Source organism: Streptomyces colonosanans (assembly GCF_001866645.1).
Classification (GTDB): Bacteria; Actinomycetota; Actinomycetes; order Streptomycetales; family Streptomycetaceae; genus Streptomyces; species Streptomyces colonosanans.
The window spans coordinates 107852-130486 of the sequence record NZ_MLYP01000058.1 but is presented as its reverse complement, the minus strand read 5'-3'; the positions used below and the strand labels follow the sequence as shown (position 1 = coordinate 130486).

At 71.0% G+C, this 22635-nt stretch carries 17 protein-coding genes; 6 read left to right on the top strand and 11 right to left on the bottom strand.

What is annotated here, in order from left to right; all coding sequences use genetic code 11:
- Positions 1 to 7: 7 nt before the first annotated feature.
- The 3 genes from BIV24_RS22085 to BIV24_RS22075 form a co-directional block, all read right to left on the bottom strand.
- On the bottom strand, positions 8 to 1834 hold the full coding sequence (locus BIV24_RS22085) for a gamma-glutamyltransferase family protein (protein ID WP_071368133.1): 1827 nt from the start codon (positions 1832 to 1834) through the stop codon (positions 8 to 10).
- A gap of 76 nt (positions 1835 to 1910) precedes the next feature.
- A complete protein-coding gene (locus BIV24_RS22080) occupies positions 1911 to 3422 on the bottom strand; it encodes a glycoside hydrolase family 71 protein (RefSeq protein ID WP_071368132.1) in 1512 nt (503 codons plus the stop codon).
- 122 nt (positions 3423 to 3544) lie between these two features.
- The gene (locus BIV24_RS22075) at positions 3545 to 4507 is read right to left on the bottom strand and encodes an LCP family protein (RefSeq protein ID WP_071368131.1); all 963 of its coding nucleotides are present in this window, start codon (positions 4505 to 4507) and stop codon (positions 3545 to 3547) included.
- Positions 4508 to 4998: 491 nt separating this feature from the next.
- On the opposite strand from BIV24_RS22075, the gene BIV24_RS22070 reads away from it, so the two are divergent.
- Complete coding sequence (locus BIV24_RS22070) at positions 4999 to 6474, top strand: exopolysaccharide biosynthesis polyprenyl glycosylphosphotransferase (protein WP_071368130.1); 1476 nt, start codon at positions 4999 to 5001, stop codon at positions 6472 to 6474.
- Positions 6475 to 6548: 74 nt separating this feature from the next.
- Here the strand turns inward: BIV24_RS22070 and BIV24_RS22065 are convergent, their stop codons facing one another.
- The gene (locus tag BIV24_RS22065; protein ID WP_079168438.1) at positions 6549 to 7493 is read right to left on the bottom strand and encodes a GDP-L-fucose synthase family protein; all 945 of its coding nucleotides are present in this window, start codon (positions 7491 to 7493) and stop codon (positions 6549 to 6551) included.
- A 152-nt stretch (positions 7494 to 7645) separates the two neighbouring features.
- Between BIV24_RS22065 and gmd the strand changes: the two genes are divergently transcribed.
- The 3 genes from gmd (at position 7646) to BIV24_RS22050 (ending at position 12460) form a co-directional block, all read left to right on the top strand.
- Positions 7646 to 8659, top strand: a complete 1014-nt coding sequence (gmd, locus tag BIV24_RS22060) for a GDP-mannose 4,6-dehydratase (protein WP_071368128.1) — start codon at positions 7646 to 7648, stop codon at positions 8657 to 8659.
- A gap of 234 nt (positions 8660 to 8893) precedes the next feature.
- Complete coding sequence (locus BIV24_RS22055) at positions 8894 to 11617, top strand: LamG-like jellyroll fold domain-containing protein (protein ID WP_177198788.1); 2724 nt, start codon at positions 8894 to 8896, stop codon at positions 11615 to 11617.
- 126 nt (positions 11618 to 11743) lie between these two features.
- On the top strand, positions 11744 to 12460 hold the full coding sequence (locus tag BIV24_RS22050) for a hypothetical protein (RefSeq protein ID WP_071368127.1): 717 nt from the start codon (positions 11744 to 11746) through the stop codon (positions 12458 to 12460).
- Here BIV24_RS22050 and BIV24_RS22045 read toward each other — a convergent pair.
- On the bottom strand, positions 12439 to 13566 hold the full coding sequence (locus BIV24_RS22045) for a glycosyltransferase (RefSeq protein ID WP_071368126.1): 1128 nt from the start codon (positions 13564 to 13566) through the stop codon (positions 12439 to 12441). The two genes, BIV24_RS22050 and BIV24_RS22045, sit on opposite strands and share 22 nt — an antisense overlap.
- Positions 13563 to 14102, bottom strand: a complete 540-nt coding sequence (locus tag BIV24_RS22040) for a WcaF family extracellular polysaccharide biosynthesis acetyltransferase (protein WP_071368125.1) — start codon at positions 14100 to 14102, stop codon at positions 13563 to 13565. Before BIV24_RS22040 ends, BIV24_RS22045 begins: the two co-directional genes overlap by 4 nt.
- 123 nt (positions 14103 to 14225) lie before the next feature.
- On the opposite strand from BIV24_RS22040, the gene BIV24_RS22035 reads away from it, so the two are divergent.
- A complete protein-coding gene (locus BIV24_RS22035; protein WP_245766893.1) occupies positions 14226 to 15734 on the top strand; it encodes a hypothetical protein in 1509 nt (502 codons plus the stop codon).
- Positions 15735 to 15751: 17 nt separating this feature from the next.
- Here the strand turns inward: BIV24_RS22035 and BIV24_RS22030 are convergent, their stop codons facing one another.
- The 3 genes from BIV24_RS22030 to BIV24_RS22020 are packed head-to-tail and all read right to left on the bottom strand — an operon-like array spanning position 15752 to position 19940.
- Complete coding sequence (locus BIV24_RS22030) at positions 15752 to 17047, bottom strand: MATE family efflux transporter (protein WP_245766892.1); 1296 nt, start codon at positions 17045 to 17047, stop codon at positions 15752 to 15754.
- Positions 17044 to 18738, bottom strand: coding sequence for a lipopolysaccharide biosynthesis protein (locus BIV24_RS22025; RefSeq protein WP_071368123.1), 1695 nt, complete (start codon positions 18736 to 18738; stop codon positions 17044 to 17046). Before BIV24_RS22025 ends, BIV24_RS22030 begins: the two co-directional genes overlap by 4 nt.
- Positions 18735 to 19940 (bottom strand): glycosyltransferase, encoded by a 1206-nt coding sequence (locus BIV24_RS22020; protein WP_071368294.1) that lies wholly within the window; start codon positions 19938 to 19940, stop codon positions 18735 to 18737. The genes BIV24_RS22025 and BIV24_RS22020 overlap by 4 nt, the downstream gene beginning before the upstream one ends.
- A gap of 367 nt (positions 19941 to 20307) precedes the next feature.
- On the opposite strand from BIV24_RS22020, the gene BIV24_RS22015 reads away from it, so the two are divergent.
- Positions 20308 to 20787, top strand: a complete 480-nt coding sequence (locus BIV24_RS22015) for an FAD synthase family protein (protein WP_071368122.1) — start codon at positions 20308 to 20310, stop codon at positions 20785 to 20787.
- Here the strand turns inward: BIV24_RS22015 and BIV24_RS22010 are convergent.
- Both BIV24_RS22010 and BIV24_RS22005 read right to left on the bottom strand, forming a co-directional pair.
- Complete coding sequence (locus tag BIV24_RS22010; protein ID WP_071368121.1) at positions 20747 to 21466, bottom strand: CDP-alcohol phosphatidyltransferase family protein; 720 nt, start codon at positions 21464 to 21466, stop codon at positions 20747 to 20749. The two genes, BIV24_RS22015 and BIV24_RS22010, sit on opposite strands and share 41 nt — an antisense overlap.
- Before the next feature lie 196 nt (positions 21467 to 21662).
- Positions 21663 to 22628, bottom strand: a complete 966-nt coding sequence (locus BIV24_RS22005) for an SMI1/KNR4 family protein (protein WP_071368120.1) — start codon at positions 22626 to 22628, stop codon at positions 21663 to 21665.
- Positions 22629 to 22635: the final 7 nt, after the last annotated feature.

The following is a 22635-nucleotide window of genomic DNA, read 5'->3' as shown; positions in this document are numbered from 1 at the left end:
TGCGGGTTCAGCGTCCGACCGCGTACCCCTGCATCCCCCGTGGGTTCGCCGCCGCCGACAGCACACCCGTCTCCGGGTCACGGGCGACCGCACACAGCCGCCCTTCGGACCAGGGATCGCCGACCGTGACATGGTGGCCGCGCCGGCGCAGTTCCTCGACGACCGCGGGGTCCATGCGGGACTCGACGGTGACGCTGCCGGGGCGCATCTCACGCGGGTAGAACGATCCGGGGAAGCTGTCGTTGTGCCAGTTCGGGGCGTCGATGGCGCCCTGCAGGTCGAGGCCGCCCCGGACCGACGGGCGCAGGGCGGCGGCCAGGAAGAAGTGGGTCTGCCACTGGTCCTGCTGGTCACCGCCGGGCGTCCCGAACGCCAGCACCGGTACCCCGTCGCGCAGCGCGATCGAGGGGGTGAGCGTGGTACGGGGGCGGCGGCCCGGGGTCAAGGAGTTCGGCAGACCCTCGTCCAGCCAGGCCATCTGGAGCCGGGTGCCCAGCGGGAAGCCCAGCTCGGGTACGACCGGGTTGGACTGCAACCAGCCGCCGCTGGGCGTGGCGGCGACCATGTTGCCCCAGCGGTCGACGACATCGAGGTGGCAGGTGTCGCCACGGGTGGCGCCGTCTGCGGTGACATCCGGGTCGCCGGGTGCCGATGACGCCGGGTGCTGTGCGACCGTGGGCTCTCCGGCTCCCATCGGGCCGAGGCCGAACTCGTCGACGGTCCCCACGCGCGCGTGCCTGCTCAAGCGGGCGGCGCGGCCCCCGGGAGCGCCGGGGCGCAGTTCGTACGACGCCTTATCGCCGACGAGGGCGCGCCGCTCGGCGTTGTACGCGTCCGACAGCAGCTCGTCCAGCGGCACCTCGGCCGCGTCGCCGTACCAGGCCTCCCGGTCGGCCATGGCGAGCTTGCAGCCCTCGATCAGCAGGTGGACGTAGTCGGCGGAGCCGTGGCGCGGCAGCTCGGGCGGGAGCAGGGCGAGCTGTTGCAGCAGTGCCGGGCCCTGGCTCCAGGGGCCCGCCTTGCACACGGTCCAGCCGTTCCAGTCGTAGGTCGCCGGGGTCTCGTACGTGGCGGACCAGGCGGCCAGGTCGGCTGCCGTCAGGGTGCCGCTGTGGCGCTCGCCGCTGGTGTCCATGGTGGGCCGCTGCGCCTGCCGCACCAGGGCCTCGGCGATGAACCCGGACCGCCACACCTCCCGTGCCGCCTCGATCTGCGCCACCCGGTCGCCCGCCCCGGACACCTCGGCGAGCAGCCGCTTCCAGGTGGCGGCCAGCGCGGGATTGCGCAGCAGCTCGCCGGGCCGCGGCGCCTTCCCGCCCGGCAGGTACACCTCGGCCGACGAGGTCCACTCCGTCTCGAACAACTCGCGTACGCTCTCGACGGTCGCGCCGACGCGTTCCACGGGCGCGTGCCCGTGCTCGGCGTAGCCGATGGCGTATGTCAGGACGTCGGCGAGGGACTTGGTCCCGTGGTCGCGCAGCATAAGCATCCAGGCGTCGAAGGCGCCGGGGACGGCCGCGGCGAGCGGCCCGGTACCGGGGACGAGAGCGAGGCCGAGCCCCCGGTAGTGGGCGATCGTGGCCCCCGCGGGCGCGACGCCCTGCCCGCACAGCACCCGCACCTGGCCGCCCGCCGGCGCGAGCAGGATCGGGACCTCACCGGCGGGGCCGTTGAGATGGGGCTCCACGACGTGCAGTACGAACGCCCCCGCCACGGCCGCGTCGTACGCGTTGCCGCCGCCCTCCAGCACGGCCATCGCCGACTGCGAGGCCAGCCAGTGAGTGGAGGACACCATGCCGAAGGTGCCCTGGAGGGTGGGTCGGGTGGTGAACATACGGCCTCCTACCTCGCTGTTTTCGCACCGTCGAGCGGGGCCGGACGGTAGGCCCCCTCGGAAGCCTCCCACGAGTTCACCGGCCGCTGGAGACCGCGTAGTACTGAAGGTCCTGCACGGTGGCCGTACGCCGCACCGGATAGCGGGTCGTGACGCCGGCGACGGTATCCCCCGCCCGGCGGACCACTGCCTCGGTACTGCCGGGGCTCAGCGGCAGGTCCCGGGCGTACGCACCGGCGGGAGCACGGTAGGTGTGAGGCACGGTGCCCACGCGCGCGGTGACCGTGGCGGGCGCGGTCAGGAAGGTGAGCACTTCCACCTGGTCGCGCGGGGGCGCGGTGCCAGGACGTGGGCGCATCAGCCGCGGCTGGAGCGAGGCACTGCCGACATCCGTGAACTGGACGCGGGAGGTGACGTACACGGTGTCGCGGACGATCTGCGGCCAGGCCCCGGTCTTGAAGCGGGTGACGTAGTACGAGGAGATGTCCAGGTACGTGTGGCCATTGTGCAGTGAGGGGGCGAACTGACTGCCTTCCGAGTAGTCGTTCCAGGTGGTGAGCTGCACCCAGTCCGCACCGTCGGAGATCGCGTGGTTCCAGGTCGACCGCAGGGTGGCGGTGTTGCCCGCCTCGTCGTAGATGCCCTGGTTGGGTCGGGTGTCCTGCACGGACACGGCCTGCATCCACTTCTTTGCCAGCGAGTGGGCGAGTTGGATGTCGCCGGGAACGTTGTCCTGGCGGGTGTAGCTCCGGTTGCCCCAGGACGAGAACGCGTGGCTGATCGGCGCGAACCTCTCGGCGTTGGCGCGGAAGTCCAGAAAGACCGGGACGAGAGCGGTGCCGATGCCGTGCTCGCGCAGCCGCGCGATGACTTGGCCCCACCAGGCGGGGTCCTGCGCCTCGGCCTTGAACGGGGAGACCACGAGGCGCCCGTCGGCCAGCCGGTACGCGGACGGGGACGCGGCGAGCCGGGCCAACTGGTCGGCGAGGGTGCGCGGGTCGGTGTGCAGGGACGTCATGTCCGGCATCAGCACGATCCGGAAGCCCGGGTCGACGCGCTGCGCCGCGCGCAGCAGCATGTCGACGCGCTGACGGTTGGTGCCGTTCAGGGAGAGGATGTCGACGGTGAATCCGTCGATCCCGGCGTCCCGGGCAGTCCTCACCTCCCGTTCCAGATGGGCGAGTTGCCAGTCACCCCGGGACGGCGGTACGGGCAGGGGCCGGTCACGCAGCAGTCCGCCGTAGGCCGCGTGCTTGCCTTGCTCGCCTTGTGGCGTGAGGTAGTTGCGGGCGTAGTAGTCGTGCTCGGCGGGCTGGTTGTCGAGGGAGAGCGGATAGGGCGGAAAGTAGTGCGCGAAGACCAGATGCGGGCTGTCGCGCAACACTTCGGCGGGCGGGAGGTCGAAAGGAAGCGCCGCGGCACTCGTTCGCTCGGTTCGGGGCGCGGCGCCCTCCAGGTCGCCGGCCAGCCCGGTGCCGGCGATCAGTCCGATCAGTAGCAGGCCGAACAGGACACCGAGCGTGGTGCGTCGCCGCCGGCCTGACGACTTTCGGTGCTGACGCGTTGGACGAGCGGGATGATCCATCATGGGTGTCCTCCGCGGACGCCGGTGGGCCGCCGGTGGGAACTCTAGTGCACGTGTGGCAGTTGCCACCCGTGGTCCGGCGAACTGTCACCCGTCGGACATCTCCGGCGATCACCGGCGTTCCGTCAGGACGTTGTGGCACCAAGGCGGTCGACATCGTGAGACTGCAGGTAGATGTCGAGGGCGTCCTCGCGCATGGCCCGCCACAGGTCAGCGCCGGCGCCGGCGTCCAGGAGGACCACGGACTGGCCGGAGATCATGTCGGTTCCCTTGACGGGAGCGTTCATGAACACCATGTTCCCGGGACGGACCTTCTTGTTGTCCCACAGCAGGGCACGCAGGTCGCCGTCACCGAGCCGGTCGTCGACGCTCACGGCTGCGGTGAGGTCGTCCAGCACCCTGGTGGCCTTGACGGGGTTGGAGAAGGTCGCAGGACGCATGACCTTCGCCAACAGCGTCCGAAGGAAGTACTGCTGACGGTGCGTACGGTCGAAGTCGCCGCGCGCGAGGCCGTAACGCTCACGCACGTAGGTCAGGGCCTGCGTGCCGTTCATGTGGCGGCCGGTGCCGTCCACGACGAGTTCCACTCCGCCCACGGAGTCGGTGAGTTTCCTGAAGCCGTCCCAGTCGATGACGGCGAGATGGTCGATGCGCACCTTGGTCAGCCGCTGCACGGTGTCGATGAGCAGCGGCGGTCCGCCCCAGGAGAAGGCGGCGTTGAGCTTGGCCTTGCCGTGTCCGGGGATGTCCACCCAAGAGTCACGGGGCAACGAGACGACGTACGCACCGGAATGGTCGGCCGGGAGGTGGACCAGCATCATCGTGTCACTGCGCTGGGCCCCGTACTTCCACTCGGGGGCCTTGGCGTCACGGCCCGTGGTCGGCAGCTCGGAGCGGCTGTCCACGCCGACGAGGAGGAAGGTCTGCCCGCCGTCGGAGGGTGCCGGCTGCGCCGCCGCGGGGACATTCTCCGGGAAGACACCGGAGATGCGGTCGACGTTCCCGGTGTAGTGGTCGACGGCCCACCAGGCGAACCCGCCCACCATGAGCAGGCCCACGGCGAGCAGTACGAGCGCCCCGAGGAGCACCCGACGTGCGCGGCTCTTGCGGCGCCGGGGTCGCGCGGGCGTGGCTCCAGAGTCGCCAACACCCCTCTGTGTGGCTTCGGTCGAGGGATCGCGAACGTCGGCAGCCGGGTCGGATGTCATCCAACCGGCTCTGCCCGCCCCTACTTCCCGGTCAACCGACTCGTCCTGGCCCGCCACTTCGGCCCCGGACGTGTTCCTGTCTCCCACCACGCACCCCCACCTCGAAGCGGTGCGCCCCTACCGCACCGGCGCACACTGTAGTCAGCACGTTCGACGTTCGTGCGACTTTCCGCCGGACCAACGTACCGGGGGCTCAACCAGCGTGCTCGGCGCGGGACTTCATACGGCTCCGTGCGCCACGTCCGTGTTCACGTAAACGCCCCCATGCGTGCACAAGTTTGCCGTACTGTTCACTATCGCGCCGCATGTTCGACGAATAGGTGTTCGCGACATCTGGCGAATCGTGCCGCAGAACGTGCCTGGGGGGGTACATGTGGGATGTTCAGGCCGCTGAATCCGATAGATCGCGCAAGTCGCGCTCGCGGGCGCGCTCCTCACTGTGGGTGGGGCGCAAGTCCCGCTGGTATCTTCCGGCGTCGCTGATCACCGACCTCGTCGGCGCCGGGGTGCCGGTGGCACTGATGCTCGTCGCCACAGACCAGCCGTGGGCAGTGCCGAGCGGCGTCGCCGCAGGGCTCGCCTGGGCGGGAGTCCAGCTGTTCCGCTCGCGCTACGCGGCCCGCGCCATCGGCGAGAGCCGGGGCACGCTGCCGGTGCTCCACGACTGGTTCATCCTGCTGGGAGTGCTCGCCATGGGGCACGCCGCGGCGGGGGTGCGGCTGCGCGCGCCGCTGTGCCTGGCGGCACTGCTGCCCTGCCTGCTGCTGACTCTGGTGTGCCGCAAGGTGATGCATCGTCATCTTGCTGCGGTGCGCCGCGGGGCGCAGGCGGTGATCAAGGTCCTGGTGGTAGGCGAGCCCACCGCGGCGGACAGTGTCACCGCACACCTCGCCGCGCGCACCGACCACCCGTACGTGGCGGTGGGCGCCGTCCCCGTGGGACAGGGCCCGTTCGACTCGGGGATCCGGACCGGGGAACGGCTTGCCGCCACCGCGCCGGAGTCCCCCGCGGAGGATGCCAACCTGGTCATCAGCGCGGCGCACCGGCTCGGCGCCGATCTGGTGCTGGTCGTCCCGGGCGCCGCGCTCTCCGGGGAGCGGCTGCGCCGCCTCTCCTGGGGCCTGCACGACGTCGGCATCGAGCTCTTCGTCGCGCCCGGCCTGGTGGAGGTGTCCGTCAAGCGCCTGGAGACCGGATCCGCCGGCGGGATGTCGCTGCTGCGCGTGGCCCCGCCGGTGCGGGAGGGAGTGCAGCCTCTGCTCAAGGAAGCCCTGGACCGCAGCACCGCCCTGCTGGGCCTGCTCGCGCTGGCACCGGTGCTGCTGGTGGTCGCGGCCGCGGTGAAACTGTCCTCGCCGGGGCCGGTGCTCTATCTCCACGAGCGCATCGGCCGGGCCGGGCACCCCTTCGTGATGTGGAAGTTCCGCACCATGCGGGTGGGTGCCGACCACCAGAAGGCCGCACTGGCCCAGGAGAACGAGCACGACGGCCTGATGTTCAAGATGCGCCGCGATCCCCGGGTGACCCGCGTCGGCCATTGGCTGCGCCGCACTTCGCTCGACGAACTGCCCCAGCTCGTCAACGTCCTCAAGGGTGACATGTCCCTGGTAGGTCCGCGGCCGCCACTCGCCGAGGAGGTGGCGCACTACACGCCCGTCGAGTGGCGGCGGCTGACCGTACGGCCGGGCATGACCGGGCTGTGGCAGATCAGCGGACGCTCCGACCTGTCCTGGGACGAGACCGTCCGGCTCGATCTCAGCTACGTCGACAACTGGTCGTTCACCAGTGATGTGGACGTCATGGCCCGCACCTTCCGCGCCGTCGTCGACGGCCGCGGGGCGTACTGAGAGCGCCGCTCGTGACCGCGCAGTACCCCGGAGCGCGCTGCGCGCCGCCGGGGTCCGTGCACGAGCGCGGCCCGTCAGCCGTCGAGGCCGCTGCGCCAGTGGGCGTAGGTGGCGGCGATGCCGTCACGCAGCGGGATCGCCGGCTTCCAGCCGAGCCGCGCGAGCCGGGAGATGTCGAGCAGCTTGCGCGGGGTGCCATCGGGCCGGGTTGTGTCCCAGGCGATCCGGCCGGTGAACCCGGTGACCTCGGCGACTGTTGCGGCCAGCTCCCGAATGGTGAGGTCGCTGCCGCAGCCGACATTGACCGGCTCGTCGCCGTCGTAGGAGCGCAGCAGCACGGCACAGGCGGCGGCGAGGTCGTCCACGTGCAGGAACTCCCGGCGCGGGGTGCCGGTGCCCCACAGGACGACCTCCTCGCGCCCCTCGGCCGCGGCCTCGTGGAAGCGGCGGATCAGGGCGGGCAGCACGTGCGACGTCTCCAGGTCGAAGTTGTCGCCGGGCCCGTAGAGATTGGTCGGCATGGCGCTGATGTACGACGCGCCGTACTGGCGGCGATAGGACTGCAGTTGGACGATGCCCGCGATCTTCGCGAGGGCGTACGCCTCGTTGGTGGGCTCCAGAGGTCCCGTCAGCAGCGCGTCCTCGGTGATCGGCTGAGGGGCGTGCTTGGGGTAGATGCACGACGATCCCAGGAAGAGCAGGCGGCCCACACCGGCGGCGTGGGCCCCGGCTATCACGCTGAGCTGGATCTGGAGGTTCTCCTCCAGGAACTGCACCGGCTGAGCGCTGTTGGCCATGATCCCACCGACCTTCGCGGCGGCGAGTACCACCGCATCGGGGCGCAGGGCGGCCAGTTCGGCCGCGGTGCGCGCGGCGTCACGCAGATCCAGTTCGGCGCGGGTACGGGTGAGCACCTCGTGCCCGTCGGCGGCGAGCCGGCGGGCCACGGCGGAGCCCACCAGTCCGCGGTGGCCGGCGACGAAGACACGGGCACGTTCGGGCAGCAGCGATGCGGTCATGGGCCGGATCATGCCAGGCACCGCGTGATCAGTGAGCCGACATCGTCAACCTTGAGGAAATTTCCTGTAGTTCACGACATACCACCCGCGCACGGCGGGCGTACGGACCGGATCCGCCCACGGGACGGGTCCGGCAGGGAGGGGAACACCACATGTCGAAGACCGCGCTGATCACCGGCGTGACCGGGCAGGACGGCTCGTACCTGGCGGAGCTGCTGCTGTCGAAGGGATACCGGGTGCACGGCCTGGTGCGGCGGTCGTCCAGCTTCAACACCGAGCGGATCGACCACATCTACCAGGGCCCCCAGGAGGCCGAGCGCCGCTTCGTGCTGCATCACGCCGACCTCTCCGACGGGGTGGCGCTGGTGAACCTGCTGCGCGACATACAGCCGGACGAGGTGTACAACCTGGGCGCCCAGTCCCATGTGCGGGTCTCCTTCGACGCGCCGCTCTACACCGGCGACGTGACCGGCCTGAGCACGCTACGGCTGCTGGAGGCCATCCGGGCGAGCGGGGTGAATACCCGTATCTACCAGGCGTCGTCCTCGGAGATGTTCGGTTCCACGCCTCCGCCGCAGAACGAGGACACCCCCTTCCACCCGCGCAGCCCGTACGGCGCCGCGAAGGTCTTCGCGTACTGGGCCACCGTCAACTACCGTGAGGCGTATGGGATGTTCGCGGTCAACGGCATCCTGTTCAACCATGAGTCCCCGCGTCGCGGCGAGACCTTCGTGACCCGCAAGATCACCCGCGCCGTCGCCCGGATCAAGGCCGGCCTCCAGGACCGTCTCTATCTCGGCAACCTGGACGCGGTCCGCGACTGGGGGTACGCGCCCGAGTACGTCGAGGCGATGTGGCGGATGCTCCAGCACGACGAGCCGACGGACTACGTCGTCGCCACCGGAGTCCCGGCCACCGTAGGGCAGTTCGTAAAGACCGCGTTCGCCCACGCCGACCTCGACTGGAACGCGTACGTGCGCTACGACCCCAAGTACGAGCGCCCCAGCGAGGTCGACGCGCTGATCGGTGACGCGTCCAAGGCCCGCGAGACGCTGGGCTGGCGGCCCACCGTCCTGGTGGAGGAGCTCGCACGGATCATGGTCGACGCCGATGTGCGGCAGGTGGATGACCAGCTCGCGGGCGCCGTGGTGCGCATCGACCGCTGACACGTGCGTACGGCAAGACGGTCGCTCGTACCGGATGCGGACATCCGGGACGCGAGGGGCCACCGTGAACACATCGGAATTTGCTACCAGATGAGTCAAGTGCGCTCCATGGCGTGTCATGTACTCGTATGGTGCGCAAGCAATCACATTCATGCGGCCCGTTCGGATCCGGGGAACACCGACGGGCTCGACAAGACAGAGGGCCCACGACCGGGCCCGGAAGTCGGGGGGTACATGCACAGATCCAGAGGGCTCAGCGCCGCCCTCGTCCTGTCCACCGCGGCGGGCCTGGGCCTGGTGGCCCTGTCGCAGCCGGCCACCGCGCTGACCCCGCCCGTCGCCTTCACCGCCGACGACCTGCCGACCTGGCAGACCAACGGCATCGTGTGGGCCCTGGCGGAGGCGCACGGCACGGTCTTCGCGGGCGGCACCTTCTCGCAGGTGCGCCCGCCGGCGGGAGGAAGCGGCACCGCGCAGGACGCGGTGAACTTCGTCGCACTGGACGCGGCGACAGGCGATCCCACGTCCTGCAAGCTGTCGTTCACCGTCGGCAGCGGCACCGCGACCGTGCGGGCGCTCGCCGTCTCACCGGACAAGAAGACGCTGTACGCGGGCGGTTACTTCGGCGCGGTCAACGGCACGCAGGTCAGCAGTCTCGCCGCCATCGACATCGCCACCTGCACGCCCAAGGCGAACTTCCACCCGAGCGTCTCCGCCACCGTGCGGGCGCTCGCGGTCACCGACGACACCGTGTACCTGGGCGGCGACTTCTCCTCCGTCGGCGGCAGCGCGCACGCGCGGTACGCCGCGGTGGACGCCGCCGGCGGCGCGGTCAAGCCGTTCCGGGCCGACGTCGACGAGCCCGGCCGGGCCGTCGCGATCACCCCGGACGGCAAGAACGTGATCCTCGGCGGTGACTTCTTCACCGTCAACGGCGCGAACTCGCACGCCTTGGCCGTCGTCGACGCGGCCACGGGCGACAACGTACGCACCTACCCGGGGTTCATCGAGACCAACTCGGTGGTCAAGGGGCTCGACACCGACGCCACGGGCTTCTACACCGGCAACGAGGGCACCGGCGGCGGTGTCTTCGACGGACGTATCGCGCTCGACCTGTCCACGCTCAACCAGCGCTGGCGCGACACCTGCCTCGGCGCCACTCAGGCCGTCAAGTCGTATCAGGACGTGCTGTACAGCGCCTCGCACGCGCATGACTGCTCCAGCGTCGGAGAGTTCCCCGACGGGCGCCGCCACCACCTGCTCGCGGAGCCGACGACCGGCACCAACAAGCTGGGCTGGTTCCCGGACACCAACGATGGTCTGGGCGAGGGCATCGGCCCGCGCGCCATGGCGATCTCCGAGACCTCCGACAACAAGTACATGTGGGTCGGCGGCGAGTTCACCACCGTCAACGGCTCGGCGGCCCAGGGCCTGACGCGCTTCGCGGCCTCCCCGGACACCGGCGCGCCGACGGTGCCGTCGGTCAGTGCCGAGTCCGTGAAGCCGACCGAGGCCCATGTCCGCTGGCGCGCGAGCCTCGACACGGACGACACCAAGCTGACGTACAAGGTCTACCGCAACGGCGGTTCCACGCCCGTGTACACCGTCGACGGAGACTCCGTGGAGTGGTCGCGCCCGCAGTTGTCGTTCACCGACAAGAACGTCACCGCCGGCTCCACCTACAGCTACCGGGTGACCGCCACCGACGGCGCGGGCAACACCTCCGCGCTGTCCGCCACAGCCACGGTGACGGTGCCGACCTCCACCCAGAAATACGCGGCGAAGGTGCTCGACGACGGCGCGAACCTGTACTGGCGCTACGACGAGTCCGCCACTCCGTTCGTCGGCGACACCTCGCCCGGCGACCAGAGCGGCATCCACCTCAACGGGCCCTCGCTGCGCCAGACCCCGGCCGCCGTGACCGGTCCGTCCACCGCCATCGGCTTCAACGGCAGCGACCAGATCGTCTACAGCAACAAGCGCACCACGGTGCCCGGTCAGTACTCGATCGAGACCTGGTTCAAGACGACCACCGTCCGGGGCGGCAAACTCGTCGGATTCGGTGACAACACCACGCGGAGCAGCGGCAGTTACGACAAGCACGTCTACATGCGCAACGACGGCCGGCTGGTCTTCGGTGTGTGGACGAACGCCGCCCGCACCATCACCTCACCCAACAGCTACAACGACAACTCCTGGCACCACGTCGTCGCCACCCAGGGCACCTCCGGAATGGCGCTCTACGTGGACGGCACCCAGGTCGGCACGCTCGCCGAGACGAGCAACCAGAGCTACGGCGGTTACTGGCGCGTCGGTGGCGACAACCTCAACGGCTGGCCGAACCAGCCCTCCAGCAACTACTTCGCCGGGCAGATCGACGAGACCGCGATCTACCCGTCCGTGCTGAGCGCGGCCCAGGTGCAGAACCACTACACCTTGGGCTCGGCTCCGGCCGACAGCGTGCAGACCGTCCGGGCGTCGGCCGACACGTACGTCAACGCCGGTGCCACCGGCACCAATTACGGCACCTCCACCTCGCTGGCGGTGCGCGGCAGCGCGGCGTACGAGACGTATCTGCGCTTCGACCTGCCGTCGGCCCCGGCCGGGACGGTGCTCAAGAGCGCGCGGCTCGCGGTGAAGACCACCACGCTGAGCAGCGCGGGCAGCACGGACGACATCTCGGTACGGCCGGTCACCGGAAGCTGGACTGAGGCGGGAACCACCTACGCCTCCAAGCCCGCAGTGTCCCAGACCGTGGTCGGCACCCTGAGCGGGGCCACCGACCTCTCGACGGTCTACTCGGCGACGCTCGACTCCGCCGCGCTCACCCCGGCCCTGGGCGGCGCTTACGACCTGGCGCTCACGAGCACCGGGACGGACGCGCTGTGGCTGTGGTCCAGGGAGGCACCGGCCGCGGAGAACACCCCGCAGTTGGTGCTGACCTTCGGGGCGCCGTAACCGTCACCCTGTCCCCGCGTGCGGGGCACCGGACCACCGACCGGCGCCCCGCACACCCCGCTCGGGCCCGCACCTTGGTGTGGGCCCGCCTCCATACCCAGGCCCGTCGGGGCCGCAGGAGCCACCATGCACACACGTACTCTTCGGCCTCTTCGGCCTCTTCGGCCTCTTCGGCGCGGCGCCGCCAGCAGCGCCGTCGCTCTCACCGCGCTCCTCGCGCTCGCCGGCTGCAGCTCGGGAGGCGGCACGGAGGCGAAGCCGCCGCAGCCCACGCAACGCATCTCCGACGACCAGGCCGCCGCCGTACCCGACGAGCAGGCGAGCCCCGCCCCCAAGGGCCCGTCGACACCCTCCAAGGGCCCGGTCCTGCCCGATGCGAAGCTCACCCCGGCGACCGGTTCCTTCACCGGCAGGGAGAAGACGTACCTGCACGGCCGAGTACCCGAGAACATGGACCCGGCCGCCGTGCTCCAGGTCGGCCAGGAGGCCTGCCAGCGCATCGAGCGCACCGCCGCCCACGACAAGGACGCCGCGATCGGCGCGCTCATCGCCGGGGACGTGCCGTCCGCCGACGACGCGATCACCCAGCTGTGCCCGAAGCAGAAGCCCCTGCTGAGCGCCGCCGCGACCGGCTTCGCCGACGGCACGCGCAAGAAACCGGCGCCGGGCACGTACCGGGCGCTGACCACCGCCGAGGGGTGCACCTGGAAGGCGCTGGGCGCAGGCGACAAGGTGCTGGCGTCCGGGCCCGGCCCGGACGGCACGAAGAAGGTGACCGCGAAGATCCCGGCCGGGACCCGTACGTTCGTCTCGTCGGGCTGCTACGCCTGGCTTCCCGCGTAGGCCCGCTCGTACACGTCGAGCAGCGTGCCCAGGACCGCGTCCATGGAGAACACCTCGGCGGTGAGCTTGCGGGCCGCCGCCGACGCGGACCGGCGCACGGACGGCTCCAACAGGTCGAGCACCGCTGGGGCGATACCGTCCGGGCCGGTCACCACACGCCCGGCTCCGGCCCGGTCCACATCGCGGGCCAGGCCGTTGGAGCCGGTCACCACGACCGGGGTGCCCACGGCCATCGCCTCCAGGACCGACATCGGGAACGGTTCGTCCACCGACGGCAGCACATACACGTGTGCCCGGCGCAGTTCCTCGGCCATGCGCGTCCCGGTGAGCGGGCCCGGGCAGCTCACCTTCCCCGCGACACCCAGCTCGTCGATCCGCCGCCGTACGGCAGCGAGTTCACCCTCGTCCGGCCCGGCCACGACGAAGGTCGCCTCCGGGTGCCGGGCCAGGATCGCGGGCGCCGCGTCCACCAGGTCGACGGGCCGCTTTCGGGCCTGCAGCCGGGCCGCGTACAGGATGCGCGGCGGCCCCTGGGGGGCGGGACCCTCGGGCGGCGCGGGTACGCCGTTGACCAGGTGGACGGCACGGTCGAGGCCCGCTCCGCCCACCACGGCGTGCAGATCCCGGAGTTCGTGCGGGGTGAGGTGCAGCACGGCAGCGGCGCCTCGCAACACCCGGCGCACCGCGACCGCGTCGAGGAGCCGAGCCGACAGCCGCTCGCTCGGGTCGACCATGCCGTGCGTCTGCAGGACCAGGGGCCGCCCGGCGCGCAGCGCGGCGAGCGCCACCGGTAGCGTCACCAGGTCGCGTGCAAGGTGCACATGGACCACGTCGGCCCATCGCACCAGGCGGTGGGCGCCGGCGAGGAGTGAGGGGGAGGTCAGGCCGCTGAACCCCAACGGCAGGACCCTGCACGCCTGATGGAGCCGGGCCGGAACGCCCTCCACCTCCTCGGGCAGCGGCCGCTGAAAGCCGTCGGCCAGGGCGGTGAGGCGGGCGTCGTGTCCGCGTTCACGCAGGCCCTGACTGAGGTTGAGGGCGACTCGGACCGGACCGCCGAAGGCATGGGTGGTGCTGTGCAGGGTGACCGCGTGCAGCACTCTCACGCCGGCTCCTCGACGGGTCGGCGCCGGTTGTCGGCGGTGTGCAGAGTCAGTTCGGGCAGGTCCTTGTGGAGGACCGCCCCGGCGCCGACGACGGCGCAGCGGCCGACCTTCACTCCGGCCAGGACGGTGGCGCGGGCGGCGATCCACGCGCCGTCGTCCACGGTGATCGGCGCATTGCGGTACCGGAAGTCGGCGGCGCGGTGGTCGTGGCTGCCGGTGCACAGCAGAGCCTCCTGCGACACGCACACATGGGCACCGAGGGTGACCGGCTCCAGGTTGAGGATCCACGCCCCTTCGCCGATCCAGGTGTGGTCGCCGACCGTCAGCTTCCACGGCCACAGCACCCGCACCCGGTGCCGAATGAGCACCCCTGTTCCGATCTCGGCGCCGAAGGCGCGCAGCAGGGCTGCCCTGACGCGGGCCGGGGTGAACCACGCCATGAAGACCGTGTTCATCACCGCGAACCAGAGCGCCTGGACGAGTATGCCGCGCCCCTTGTCGTATCCGGCCAGTGTGAAGGCCGGCAGATCACGCATCGATCCATCCCCCCAACGACGCCTCCCCAGACGCCACTTCGCCACACTGTAGTTGCTGACCGTTCATCGCAGGCGCGGCGTCAGTAGACTGCGGCGGGGATCTTTCTCGGGGGCGGGGGCGCCATGACGCAGCGAACGGACCGGAGCACGACGTCGGCGCCCGAGACGCCGGATCCGGGTTTGCGCGCAGCCACCGCGCTGCCGTCCTTCTCACCGCGCACGCTGCTCTCGCGTGCGCTGTCGGTCCCGCTCGTGGTCGGCCTCTCGGTGTTCCTGCCCCTGCTGGTGCTGGTCCAGCCGGGCACGGGCCTGCGCGACTCGGCGTTGTGGATGCAGTTGGCGCTGACGATGTACGCGGGCACCCGGCTGTCGGCGATGATCCTCACCAGCCGCCGCAAGCTGCTCGCCGGTTCGTTCTGGCTGTTCGTCTACATAGCGATGGGGGTGGCGCCGCTCGCCCAGGCCGTGCTCGGACGCACGCCGACCCCGGTGGTGGGGGCGCGCACCGATCTGACCGAGGCCGTCTCGCTCGTCCTGATCGGCTGTGTCGCCTTCGACGTCGGCTCGCTGCTGGCCCGTCAGCGGCCCGGCCGGGAGCGGGACGACCCGCTGCGCCCGGCACTGGTGCACCGCCGCCGCCTGTACCTGCTGACACTTGTCGCCTTCGCCGGCTCGGCGCTCCTTGTGGTCAAACTGGGCGGCCCCGCGGTCTTCTTCACGAGCCGTCAGGAACTCATCAGCAGCGTCGAGGAAGCGGGGCTGTCCCAGGCGGACTCGCAGGCGGGCCAGGCCATCGTGCGCGGCTTCGGTACCGTGCCCGCCCTCATCGCCTGGCTGGTGTACACGCGTTGGCTGGTGACCTCGCGGCGGGCCCGGCGCTCCGTGCTGATCATCACCGCGTGGCTGGCGCTGGCCGCGCTGAACGCGGTGGTCAACAACCCGATCTCCAACCCGCGTTTCTGGTTCCTCACCGTCCTCTTCTCGCTGCTGTTCACCGTCTTCCCGGTGAGCGCCGCGCTGTACCGGATCGCGCTGAGCCTGGGCGTGGTGGTGGCGCTGGTCCTCTTCCCGTTCGCGGACCGATTCCGCTACGACGACTCCAACTACCGTCCGATCCAGACGACATCCCCCCTGGAACCACTGGCCCTCAAGGACTACGACCAGGTCGGCATGTTCGCCAACACCATCACCTACGTGCGGTCGGGGTCCGGCCACACCTACGGTCGCCAGCTGGCGGGCTCGGTGCTGTTCGCGGTACCCCGGTCGGTGTGGCCGGGCAAGCCGATGGACACCGGTGTGGAGATCGGCCAGTGGATGGGGGCGACCAACACCAATCTCTCGTCGCCGGTGTGGGCCGAGCTGTGGATCGACTTCGGCCCGGTCGGCATGACGGCCGGGTTCGTGGCCCTGGGGTACGCGGCGGCGCGGGTCGACCGCCGCTATGCGCGCCGGGCGGTGCGCCGGGCCCCGCCGGGCAGCCTGATCGCGCTGACCGTGCCGCTGGTCGCCGGGTACTCCTTCATCCTGCTGCGGGGGCCTCTGCTGCAGGCGTCGGGGCGCGTGGCGATCGCGGCGTGCTGCATCGCGCTGATCACCACGTTCCGGCAGGACCGGGCGACCGGGCTGCGCTGAACGGGGACGGCCGGCTCTCAGCTCGCGGGGACTGGCGCGGCCGAGGGCCGCTCCTGCGCGCGCAGGCGGGCGACGCGTGTCCAGGCCGCCACCGCCTTCAGCGCGGAACCCGCGGCCAGTCCCCAGGCGGCGCCCAGCGCCGACCCGCTCAGCAGGTATCCGCCGAGCATGAGGACGACCGAGAGCAGCGAGAACACCACCTGCACGGACAGCGTGGCACGCGGGCTGAGCACCCGCAGGGTCACCAGGGCGCAGGTGCCCAGGCCCATCACTGCATACTGGGCCCCCGAGGCGGGCAGCAGGGCGGAGGCCGACTGCCAAGTAGCGCCGAGGAGTTGACGTCCCACACCGGCGGGCAGGGCGTAGAGCACCAGTCCCCACGCGAGGCCGACGACACAGAGCACGAGGCCGAGCACGGCGGCGGCGCGGGCGGTGGCCCGGCGGCCTCTGAGACGGCCCAGCAGTGGCGGCCCGAAGGCGTTGACCGAGTTGAACAGGACGTTGAGCGGGCCGAAGAGCGTGGTGGCCCCGCGCAGCGCTCCGACGGCCAGCGGGGCGGCGAACAGCCCGAGGCCCAGCACGGCGAGCTGGCTGGCGGCGTTGCCCACGGCGAACTCCACCACGAAGCGCTGTCCGAGGTGCCCCCTGCGCACATAGGGCAGCAGGTCGGCTCGGGCGCCGCGCACGTGGGGCCACAGCAGGCGCAGGCCGAGCAGCAGTGCCGGCACGGCCGAAAGTCCCCAGACGGCCACGAGCTGCCCCGGCGCGGTGTGCCGGGGCTGGAGCAGCAGCGCGGGCACCACGCACACCAGGCGCAGGCTGTCGGCGGCCAGCGCCAGGCCAGGGCGCCGCAGGGTGGAGAACGCGTACCGCAGCCCGTCCTGCACCAGCACCAGCGGCAGGACGAGTCCCAGAGCGAGGAAGGCTCCGCCCGGCCCGGCCCAGCCACCGGTGGCGGCGGCGGTGACCGCGCCGCCGGCGGCAAGCAGGGCGCCGACCGCGGTGGCGGCCAGTGCGGTGAAGGAGGCCGCGGACCGGCAGGCGGCCCCGGTGACCGCGGTGTCGCCCCGGGTGAGGACGACGGCCTGGCCCACGTACGCCATGTTGAGGCCGAGCAGCACCGTGAAGGTCAGGTAGACCATCGAGAAGGTGGCGAACCCGTGCACGGTGGAGACGCGGGCAGCGATCACCAGCACGGCGATGTTGGTGAGGCTGGATGCCGCCTGGTCGAGCACGGAGGCGAACACGGCCGCCGAACGCCGCGGTACGGACGGCGGGTCGGATGTCGGTGACTGTTCCCCCGGGGCGCTCACCAGTCCCCCGAGCGGACGGTGCCCAGGGCGATCGTGTTGCTGCCGTCGCCGTCCGGGTACCGGTCGGGCTCGGGACGGGTGCTGGGCGCAGCGGGGCGGGCTGCCGAACTCTTGCGCCCACGGCGCCGGTTGCCGCGGCGGGTCGCGGCCGCCGTTTCGCCCCGGCGCGACTTTGCGTGCGTCACCGCGCCGAGCACGGTGCCGCCCGCACCGACTATCAGCTCACGGATGCGGACCAGGTCGGCGCGGTGCACGGTGCGCGGGTCGCAGACGATGAGCACCCCGTCGACACGGTCGACGAGCGCGAGGGCGTCGGCGTAGGCGAGGACGGGCGGGGCGACGACCACGACGGTGGCATCGGGATCGTCGGCCTCGGCGATCAGCTGGGTGGTCCGCGCGGAGGTCAGCGCGCGCGGAACGTTGCGCACCCGCTCGCCGGGTATGAGGCCGAACGCCCCGGACTCGCCTGCGTCCACCACGAGTTGGCCGCGGCCGGGCCACTCGCTCTCCACGTGCCCGCCGGTGCGGCTCCAGCGGGGCCGGGAGGCGGCGGACACGTCGAGCCGTTCGGAGAGGGACGGGGTACGCAGATCGGCCTCCACGAGCAGCACGTTCTTGCCGGTCTCCGCGAAGGAGGCGGCGAGGTTGACCGCGACGGCCACGCTCGACTCCATGGAGCCGCGCGGGGCGACGACGAGCAGGCGGCGCCGGTCGGCGAACCTGTCGTCGTAGGCGAGCCGGAAGGCGATCGAGCGGTACTCCTCGGCCGCCCGGGAGTCGGTGCGGCCGACCACCAGGGCACCCGCCGCGCCGCGCGGCAGCGCGCCGAGGACGGGACCGCGCACCGCACGGGCCACGTCACCGGCCGAACGCGGCGCGGGGTCGAAGACCAGGCGCACCCAGGCGGCGAGCAGGCCGAGACCGACGCCGCCGAGGCCGCCCAGGCCGAGCGAGAGCGGCAGGCCCGGCCCGTCGGAAGAGGTGGGGACGGCGGCGTTGCGGATCACATTGCCGGGCGTCATGTCGAGCGCCTTCAGACTGGTGATCTTGCTGCGGAGGTCGGTGATGCGGTTGAGCAGGTTGGCCTGCACCGCGTAGGCGGAGTCCGCGGCAGAGCCGTTGGGCAGTTGCTTGATCCGCCGGGAGAGTTCGTCGTTCTGCTTGGCGACGGGATCGAGCTGGTCCTGCAGGCTCTTGAGCATCGATCCGCGGACGGACTCCCACTGCTCCTGGCGCAGGTCGATGTAGGACTGCGTGAGGGCGTCGGCGCGGCGCGCCGCCTCCTTCGGGTCGGAGGCGGTGTACGTGAAGTGCAGCACGAGGGTCTGCGGCGGGTTGGTGACCTGGAGCGCGTGCTGGAGCCGGTCGACCTCGTCCGCGCCCGTCCCGAGGCGCTTCGCGGCGCCTTCGGCGACCTTGCGGCTGAGCGCCGTCTGCCGCTCGGATCCCATGTTGATCGCCTTGTCGCTGGACAGGGTCGGCGCGAAGGGGTCGCTGGAGGGGGCGCGCAGCACGATGTCCGTGGTGGCGGCGTAGCTGTCGGCGCCGGTGATGCCGAGCCAGGCACCGGCCAGCAGTCCGACGCCGACCCCGCCGCCGATCAGCCAGCGGTATCGGAGCAGTTGCCGGAACTGCTCGCGCAACTGCTCCGGCTCGTCCTCCCCGCGGACCTGGACGTGTGTGTTGCTCACCTGCCAAGACCCCCCAAAGCCTCGTCGATCAGCGCGTCGATCCGCGCAAGACCCGCCTCGCGCGACAGGTGAGCTGCCACGTGGCGCGGCCCCGCCGCCCCCAACTCGTCTGCCATCGCGGGATCTTCGGCGAGTTTACGCACTGCCGACAGGAACTGATCGGGATTCTCCGGTTCCACGAGCATTCCGGCACCGGAGCGCAGCACCTCGCGGGCCGTGCCGCCTGCGGCAGCAACGGAGGCGACCACCGGGCGTCCGGCCGCGAAATAGGAGGTGAGCTTGGAGGGGACGCTCATGTCGAGGACAGAGGCACGCTGGGTCACGGCGAGCACGTCGGCTGCGGCCAGTGCGTCGGGGAAGTCGGCGTCGGGCACCGGAGGCAGGAACTCCAGGTTGGGCAGTCCCTGGGCACGGCGGGCGAGTTGCTCTCGCTGGTTGCCGTCACCCATCAGCACGATGCGGGTGGCCGGGTCGCGGCGGGCCGCCTCCACCAGCACGTCCAGCCCCTGCTTGAGACCCATGTTGCCGGAGTGCAGCACCACCGTCTGTCCCGGCCGCCAGCCGAGGCGCTCACGGGTGCGCGCACGAGGTGCCGAAGGAGCCTGTATGTGCGACCAGTTGGGAACCAGACGGATGCGTCCGGGGTCCACGCCCATCGCCCGCACCCGATCGACGAACGTCTCATGGATGACGCCGACGAGGGTGGCACGCCGCAGCACCCACGACTCCGCACGCTCGGCCAGCTCGGCGGCGCGGCCGCCGCCCTGGATGCCGGACTGCGCGGCGGCGGCGCCCATGAGATCCTGCACGACCGGCACAAACGGGGCGTGGTGCCGGGCGGCGATACGAGCGCCGAGAACTCCCCCGGCGAGGCTGGGCAGTTGAGCGAGCACGGCGTCGACGCGGCCGGTGCGCGGGGGTGCGACGAGACCGTGGGCAAGGATAGAACTCTCGAACAGGGCTCTGCGCAGGGCGCTTTGATGCGGTGGGACGCTGTGCCGACGACGGTGCACAGTGACACCGGCACGCTGCTCGGTGGCCCGCCACACTCGGTGGTAGGCGGGATCGAGGCGCCAGGACGGGTAGTGCGGGAGCCCGGCGAGGACGTGGGTGTCGTGCCCGCGACTCGCCCAGTGCTCGGCGATGCCAGTGGCATACGGGCCTATACCGGTGTGCTCTGGCGCGTAATTGGTGGACACCATAAGCAACCGGCGTCTCGACGAGGTGAGTTCGACCTTCTCGTCGGCGAGCGCGGTAACGTCCGGCTCAGTGTTGCGCTGCCGCGGCACGGAGGCCGCTGTGTGGGCAGCCCCGCTCGTGTCCCGATCGTGACGCTCGTCGTGGGTCTGTGTCACGCGACAGAACCTTCCCCCCGGCCGCCTCGGCGGCCCCCTGTGTGCCGGCGTCTCACGGGACCCCCCGGTCCCACGCACAGCTCAGAAGTGAACCACGACGCACCCTAATTGTTCACCCTTCCCCCACCGAGCGTGAACGCTATCGTCAAAGTCCGCGCACTCCCCCGCAAAGGGGGTGCGCACAGGGGGACACCATCGAACGAGGGGGGTACCTGTGCTATCGAGCAAGCCGTATCGCGTGGGCTACGCGCCGGGCGCCTACGACCTATTCCACATCGGGCACTTGAACATCCTGCGCCATGCACGGGCCCAGTGCGACTACCTGGTGGCAGGTGTGGTCTCGGACGAGATGGCCGAACAAGCCAAGGGCAGACGGCCGATGATCCCGCTGGTCGAGCGGCTGGAGATCGTCCGCAGCATCCGGTACGTGGACGCCGCGTTCGTCGAGACCGTGCCGGACAAGCTGGAGACCTGGAAACAGGTCCGCTTCGACGTGCTGTTCAAGGGCGACGACTGGCGGGACACGCCGAAGGGGGAGCGGCTGGAGCGGGACTTCTCCACTGTGGGCGTGAACATTGTCTACTTCCCGTACACCGTGCACACGTCGAGCACCCAGCTGAGACGTGCCATCGACGCCCTCGACGGGACACGGTTCACCGACGAACTGCGGACAGTTCCCGGAACCACTTCGTGAGAAAGGCGACCAGGAAGAGCGCGGCGGCGACGGCGAGGACGGTGTAGACCCAACGGAAGGCGCCACCGCCGCCGAGCAGCAGGAAGACCAGGCAGAACACCCCGTGGTCGACCGGGAGCAGGGCCACCGCGCGTGCCGTGGAGGGCGCGGCACGGTCGCCCTGGGCCGCCTTGGACTTGAGCTGCTCGGTGAGCAGTCCGCCGAAGAACGTGACGACGGCGGCGAGTTGGAAACCGAGGGGCACCAGCAGCCAGCCGTCTGCTGCGGTCCCGAAGTGACCGGGGTGGCGGTAGAAGGAGATCAGCACGGCGGTGTGCAGTGCGGTGATCTTGGCGCAGTCGACCACATGGTCGAGCCATTCACCCACCGCGCTGCCGCCGCCGCGCAGCCGGGCGAGCTGCCCGTCGGCGGAGTCGAAGGCGAACCCGACGGCGAGCCCGAGCCACGCGATGAGGCCCGCGGTCCAGGTGGGCGCTGCAAGCACCGTCACCGCGATCGCTGCGAAGCTGAACGCCGCGCTGATCATGGTGACATGATTGGGCGTCAGTCCGAGGCGGTACGCCCCGGCGGCGAGATACCGGCCCGCAGGCCGGTTCACGAACCGCGAATACAGTGATACGCCCTTCGCGCTCTTCTGTGCGGACTTCAGCCGTGTCAGCGCCGACGTCGTATTGCTCATCGATCCCCCTGGCCCCCATGACCACACCGGCCACTCCCCTGTTCCACATCATCACAGGTGATGGCGTGCCATGACGAACGATCAGAGAACTAACCGGAAATGACGGGCGTCGTCCTCGGCCGCTGCGACGACGTCCTTGCTCCACGCCCCGAACCCGTCCGCGGCACGACGGGGTCCCCGGCCCGCAGCCGCCCGTTCATTGCTCACCTACCGGCGCGCTGGACGGTGGCTGGTCACCGGTCTCATAGCTCTGGAACCAGTGGGCGTCGAAGTAGCGGGCCATCGAGAAGGGATGCTCCCGTTCGGTGAGCGAGCGGTAGACGAACTCGGCGGTCGGGCCGTCGAACCGCTCCCACGAGTCGGGGATGTCCTCGGTCACCAGGACAGGCCACCGGTCCGGGTCCGGGTCCTCGGTGAGCCAGTAGAACCCGTCGGCCTGTACGGAACTCCCCCACTTCAGCAGCCCACCGGGGGCCGGGTACACCTTGTACGGCCTCCATAGGTCGCTGCCGTGTGTCCTGGCCCGCTCGTCCAGCCGCTCGACGCGCCGGACGATGTCCTCGCTCTCGAAACCGGCGTCTGGTATTTGGAGTTGAAGGTAACCGTCGAAGGCACCGGCCCCGAAGGCCTCGACGAGCCGCTTGTAGTCACCGGGCAGCGAGGTCCCGAGCCGGGCCTCCACCGCCGCCCAGTCGTGCGTACGCACCCGGGTCGTCTCCCACCCGGTGACCGCGACGACCCCGTCCACCCAGGACGTCGGCTCCGCCATGTCCGCTGCAGGGTTGTCCCGTTCCGCGACCAGCACCACAAGCCGGACGTCATCGCCGTCGCCGTCACGCGCCGCACCGCAGCCGATCCACCGGTTCGCATACGCCCATGCGCGCATCTCCACGATCCGCTCGCCGAACGGCGCCAGGAGCGGAAGCCCGGTCCGCCCGGTCACGCTCGGGTCGACGTACCCACCCATGGCGAGGTTGCGCGGCCGCCCGAACCACCCGCTGATCGCCTCCTGCAGCTCGGGGAGGCCGAGATCCGCCGACGGTGCCAGGCAGCTGTGCCCTGCCGGGTGCCCCGGCTCCTCGCACACCAGGTCACCGGTGCCGGGGCAGGCCAGGAGTGCTTGCAGGAGTTCGTCGTGGTGGAGCTCTTCGCGTTCGTCCATGACCGGA

Coding starts and splice junctions, on each gene's coding strand:
- BIV24_RS22065 (WP_079168438.1), bottom strand. CDS start 7,493: ATGACCGCATCGCTGCTGCCCGAACGTGCCCGTGTCTTCGTCGCCGGC.
- BIV24_RS22070 (WP_071368130.1), top strand. CDS start 4,999: ATGTGGGATGTTCAGGCCGCTGAATCCGATAGATCGCGCAAGTCGCGC.
- BIV24_RS22050 (WP_071368127.1), top strand. CDS start 11,744: ATGCACACACGTACTCTTCGGCCTCTTCGGCCTCTTCGGCCTCTTCGG.
- BIV24_RS22085 (WP_071368133.1), bottom strand. CDS start 1,834: ATGTTCACCACCCGACCCACCCTCCAGGGCACCTTCGGCATGGTGTCC.
- BIV24_RS22005 (WP_071368120.1), bottom strand. CDS start 22,628: ATGGACGAACGCGAAGAGCTCCACCACGACGAACTCCTGCAAGCACTC.
- BIV24_RS22080 (WP_071368132.1), bottom strand. CDS start 3,422: ATGATGGATCATCCCGCTCGTCCAACGCGTCAGCACCGAAAGTCGTCA.
- BIV24_RS22035 (WP_245766893.1), top strand. CDS start 14,226: ATGACGCAGCGAACGGACCGGAGCACGACGTCGGCGCCCGAGACGCCG.
- gmd (WP_071368128.1), top strand. CDS start 7,646: ATGTCGAAGACCGCGCTGATCACCGGCGTGACCGGGCAGGACGGCTCG.
- BIV24_RS22055 (WP_177198788.1), top strand. CDS start 8,894: ATGCACAGATCCAGAGGGCTCAGCGCCGCCCTCGTCCTGTCCACCGCG.
- BIV24_RS22040 (WP_071368125.1), bottom strand. CDS start 14,102: ATGCGTGATCTGCCGGCCTTCACACTGGCCGGATACGACAAGGGGCGC.
- BIV24_RS22010 (WP_071368121.1), bottom strand. CDS start 21,466: ATGAGCAATACGACGTCGGCGCTGACACGGCTGAAGTCCGCACAGAAG.
- BIV24_RS22020 (WP_071368294.1), bottom strand. CDS start 19,940: ATGGTGTCCACCAATTACGCGCCAGAGCACACCGGTATAGGCCCGTAT.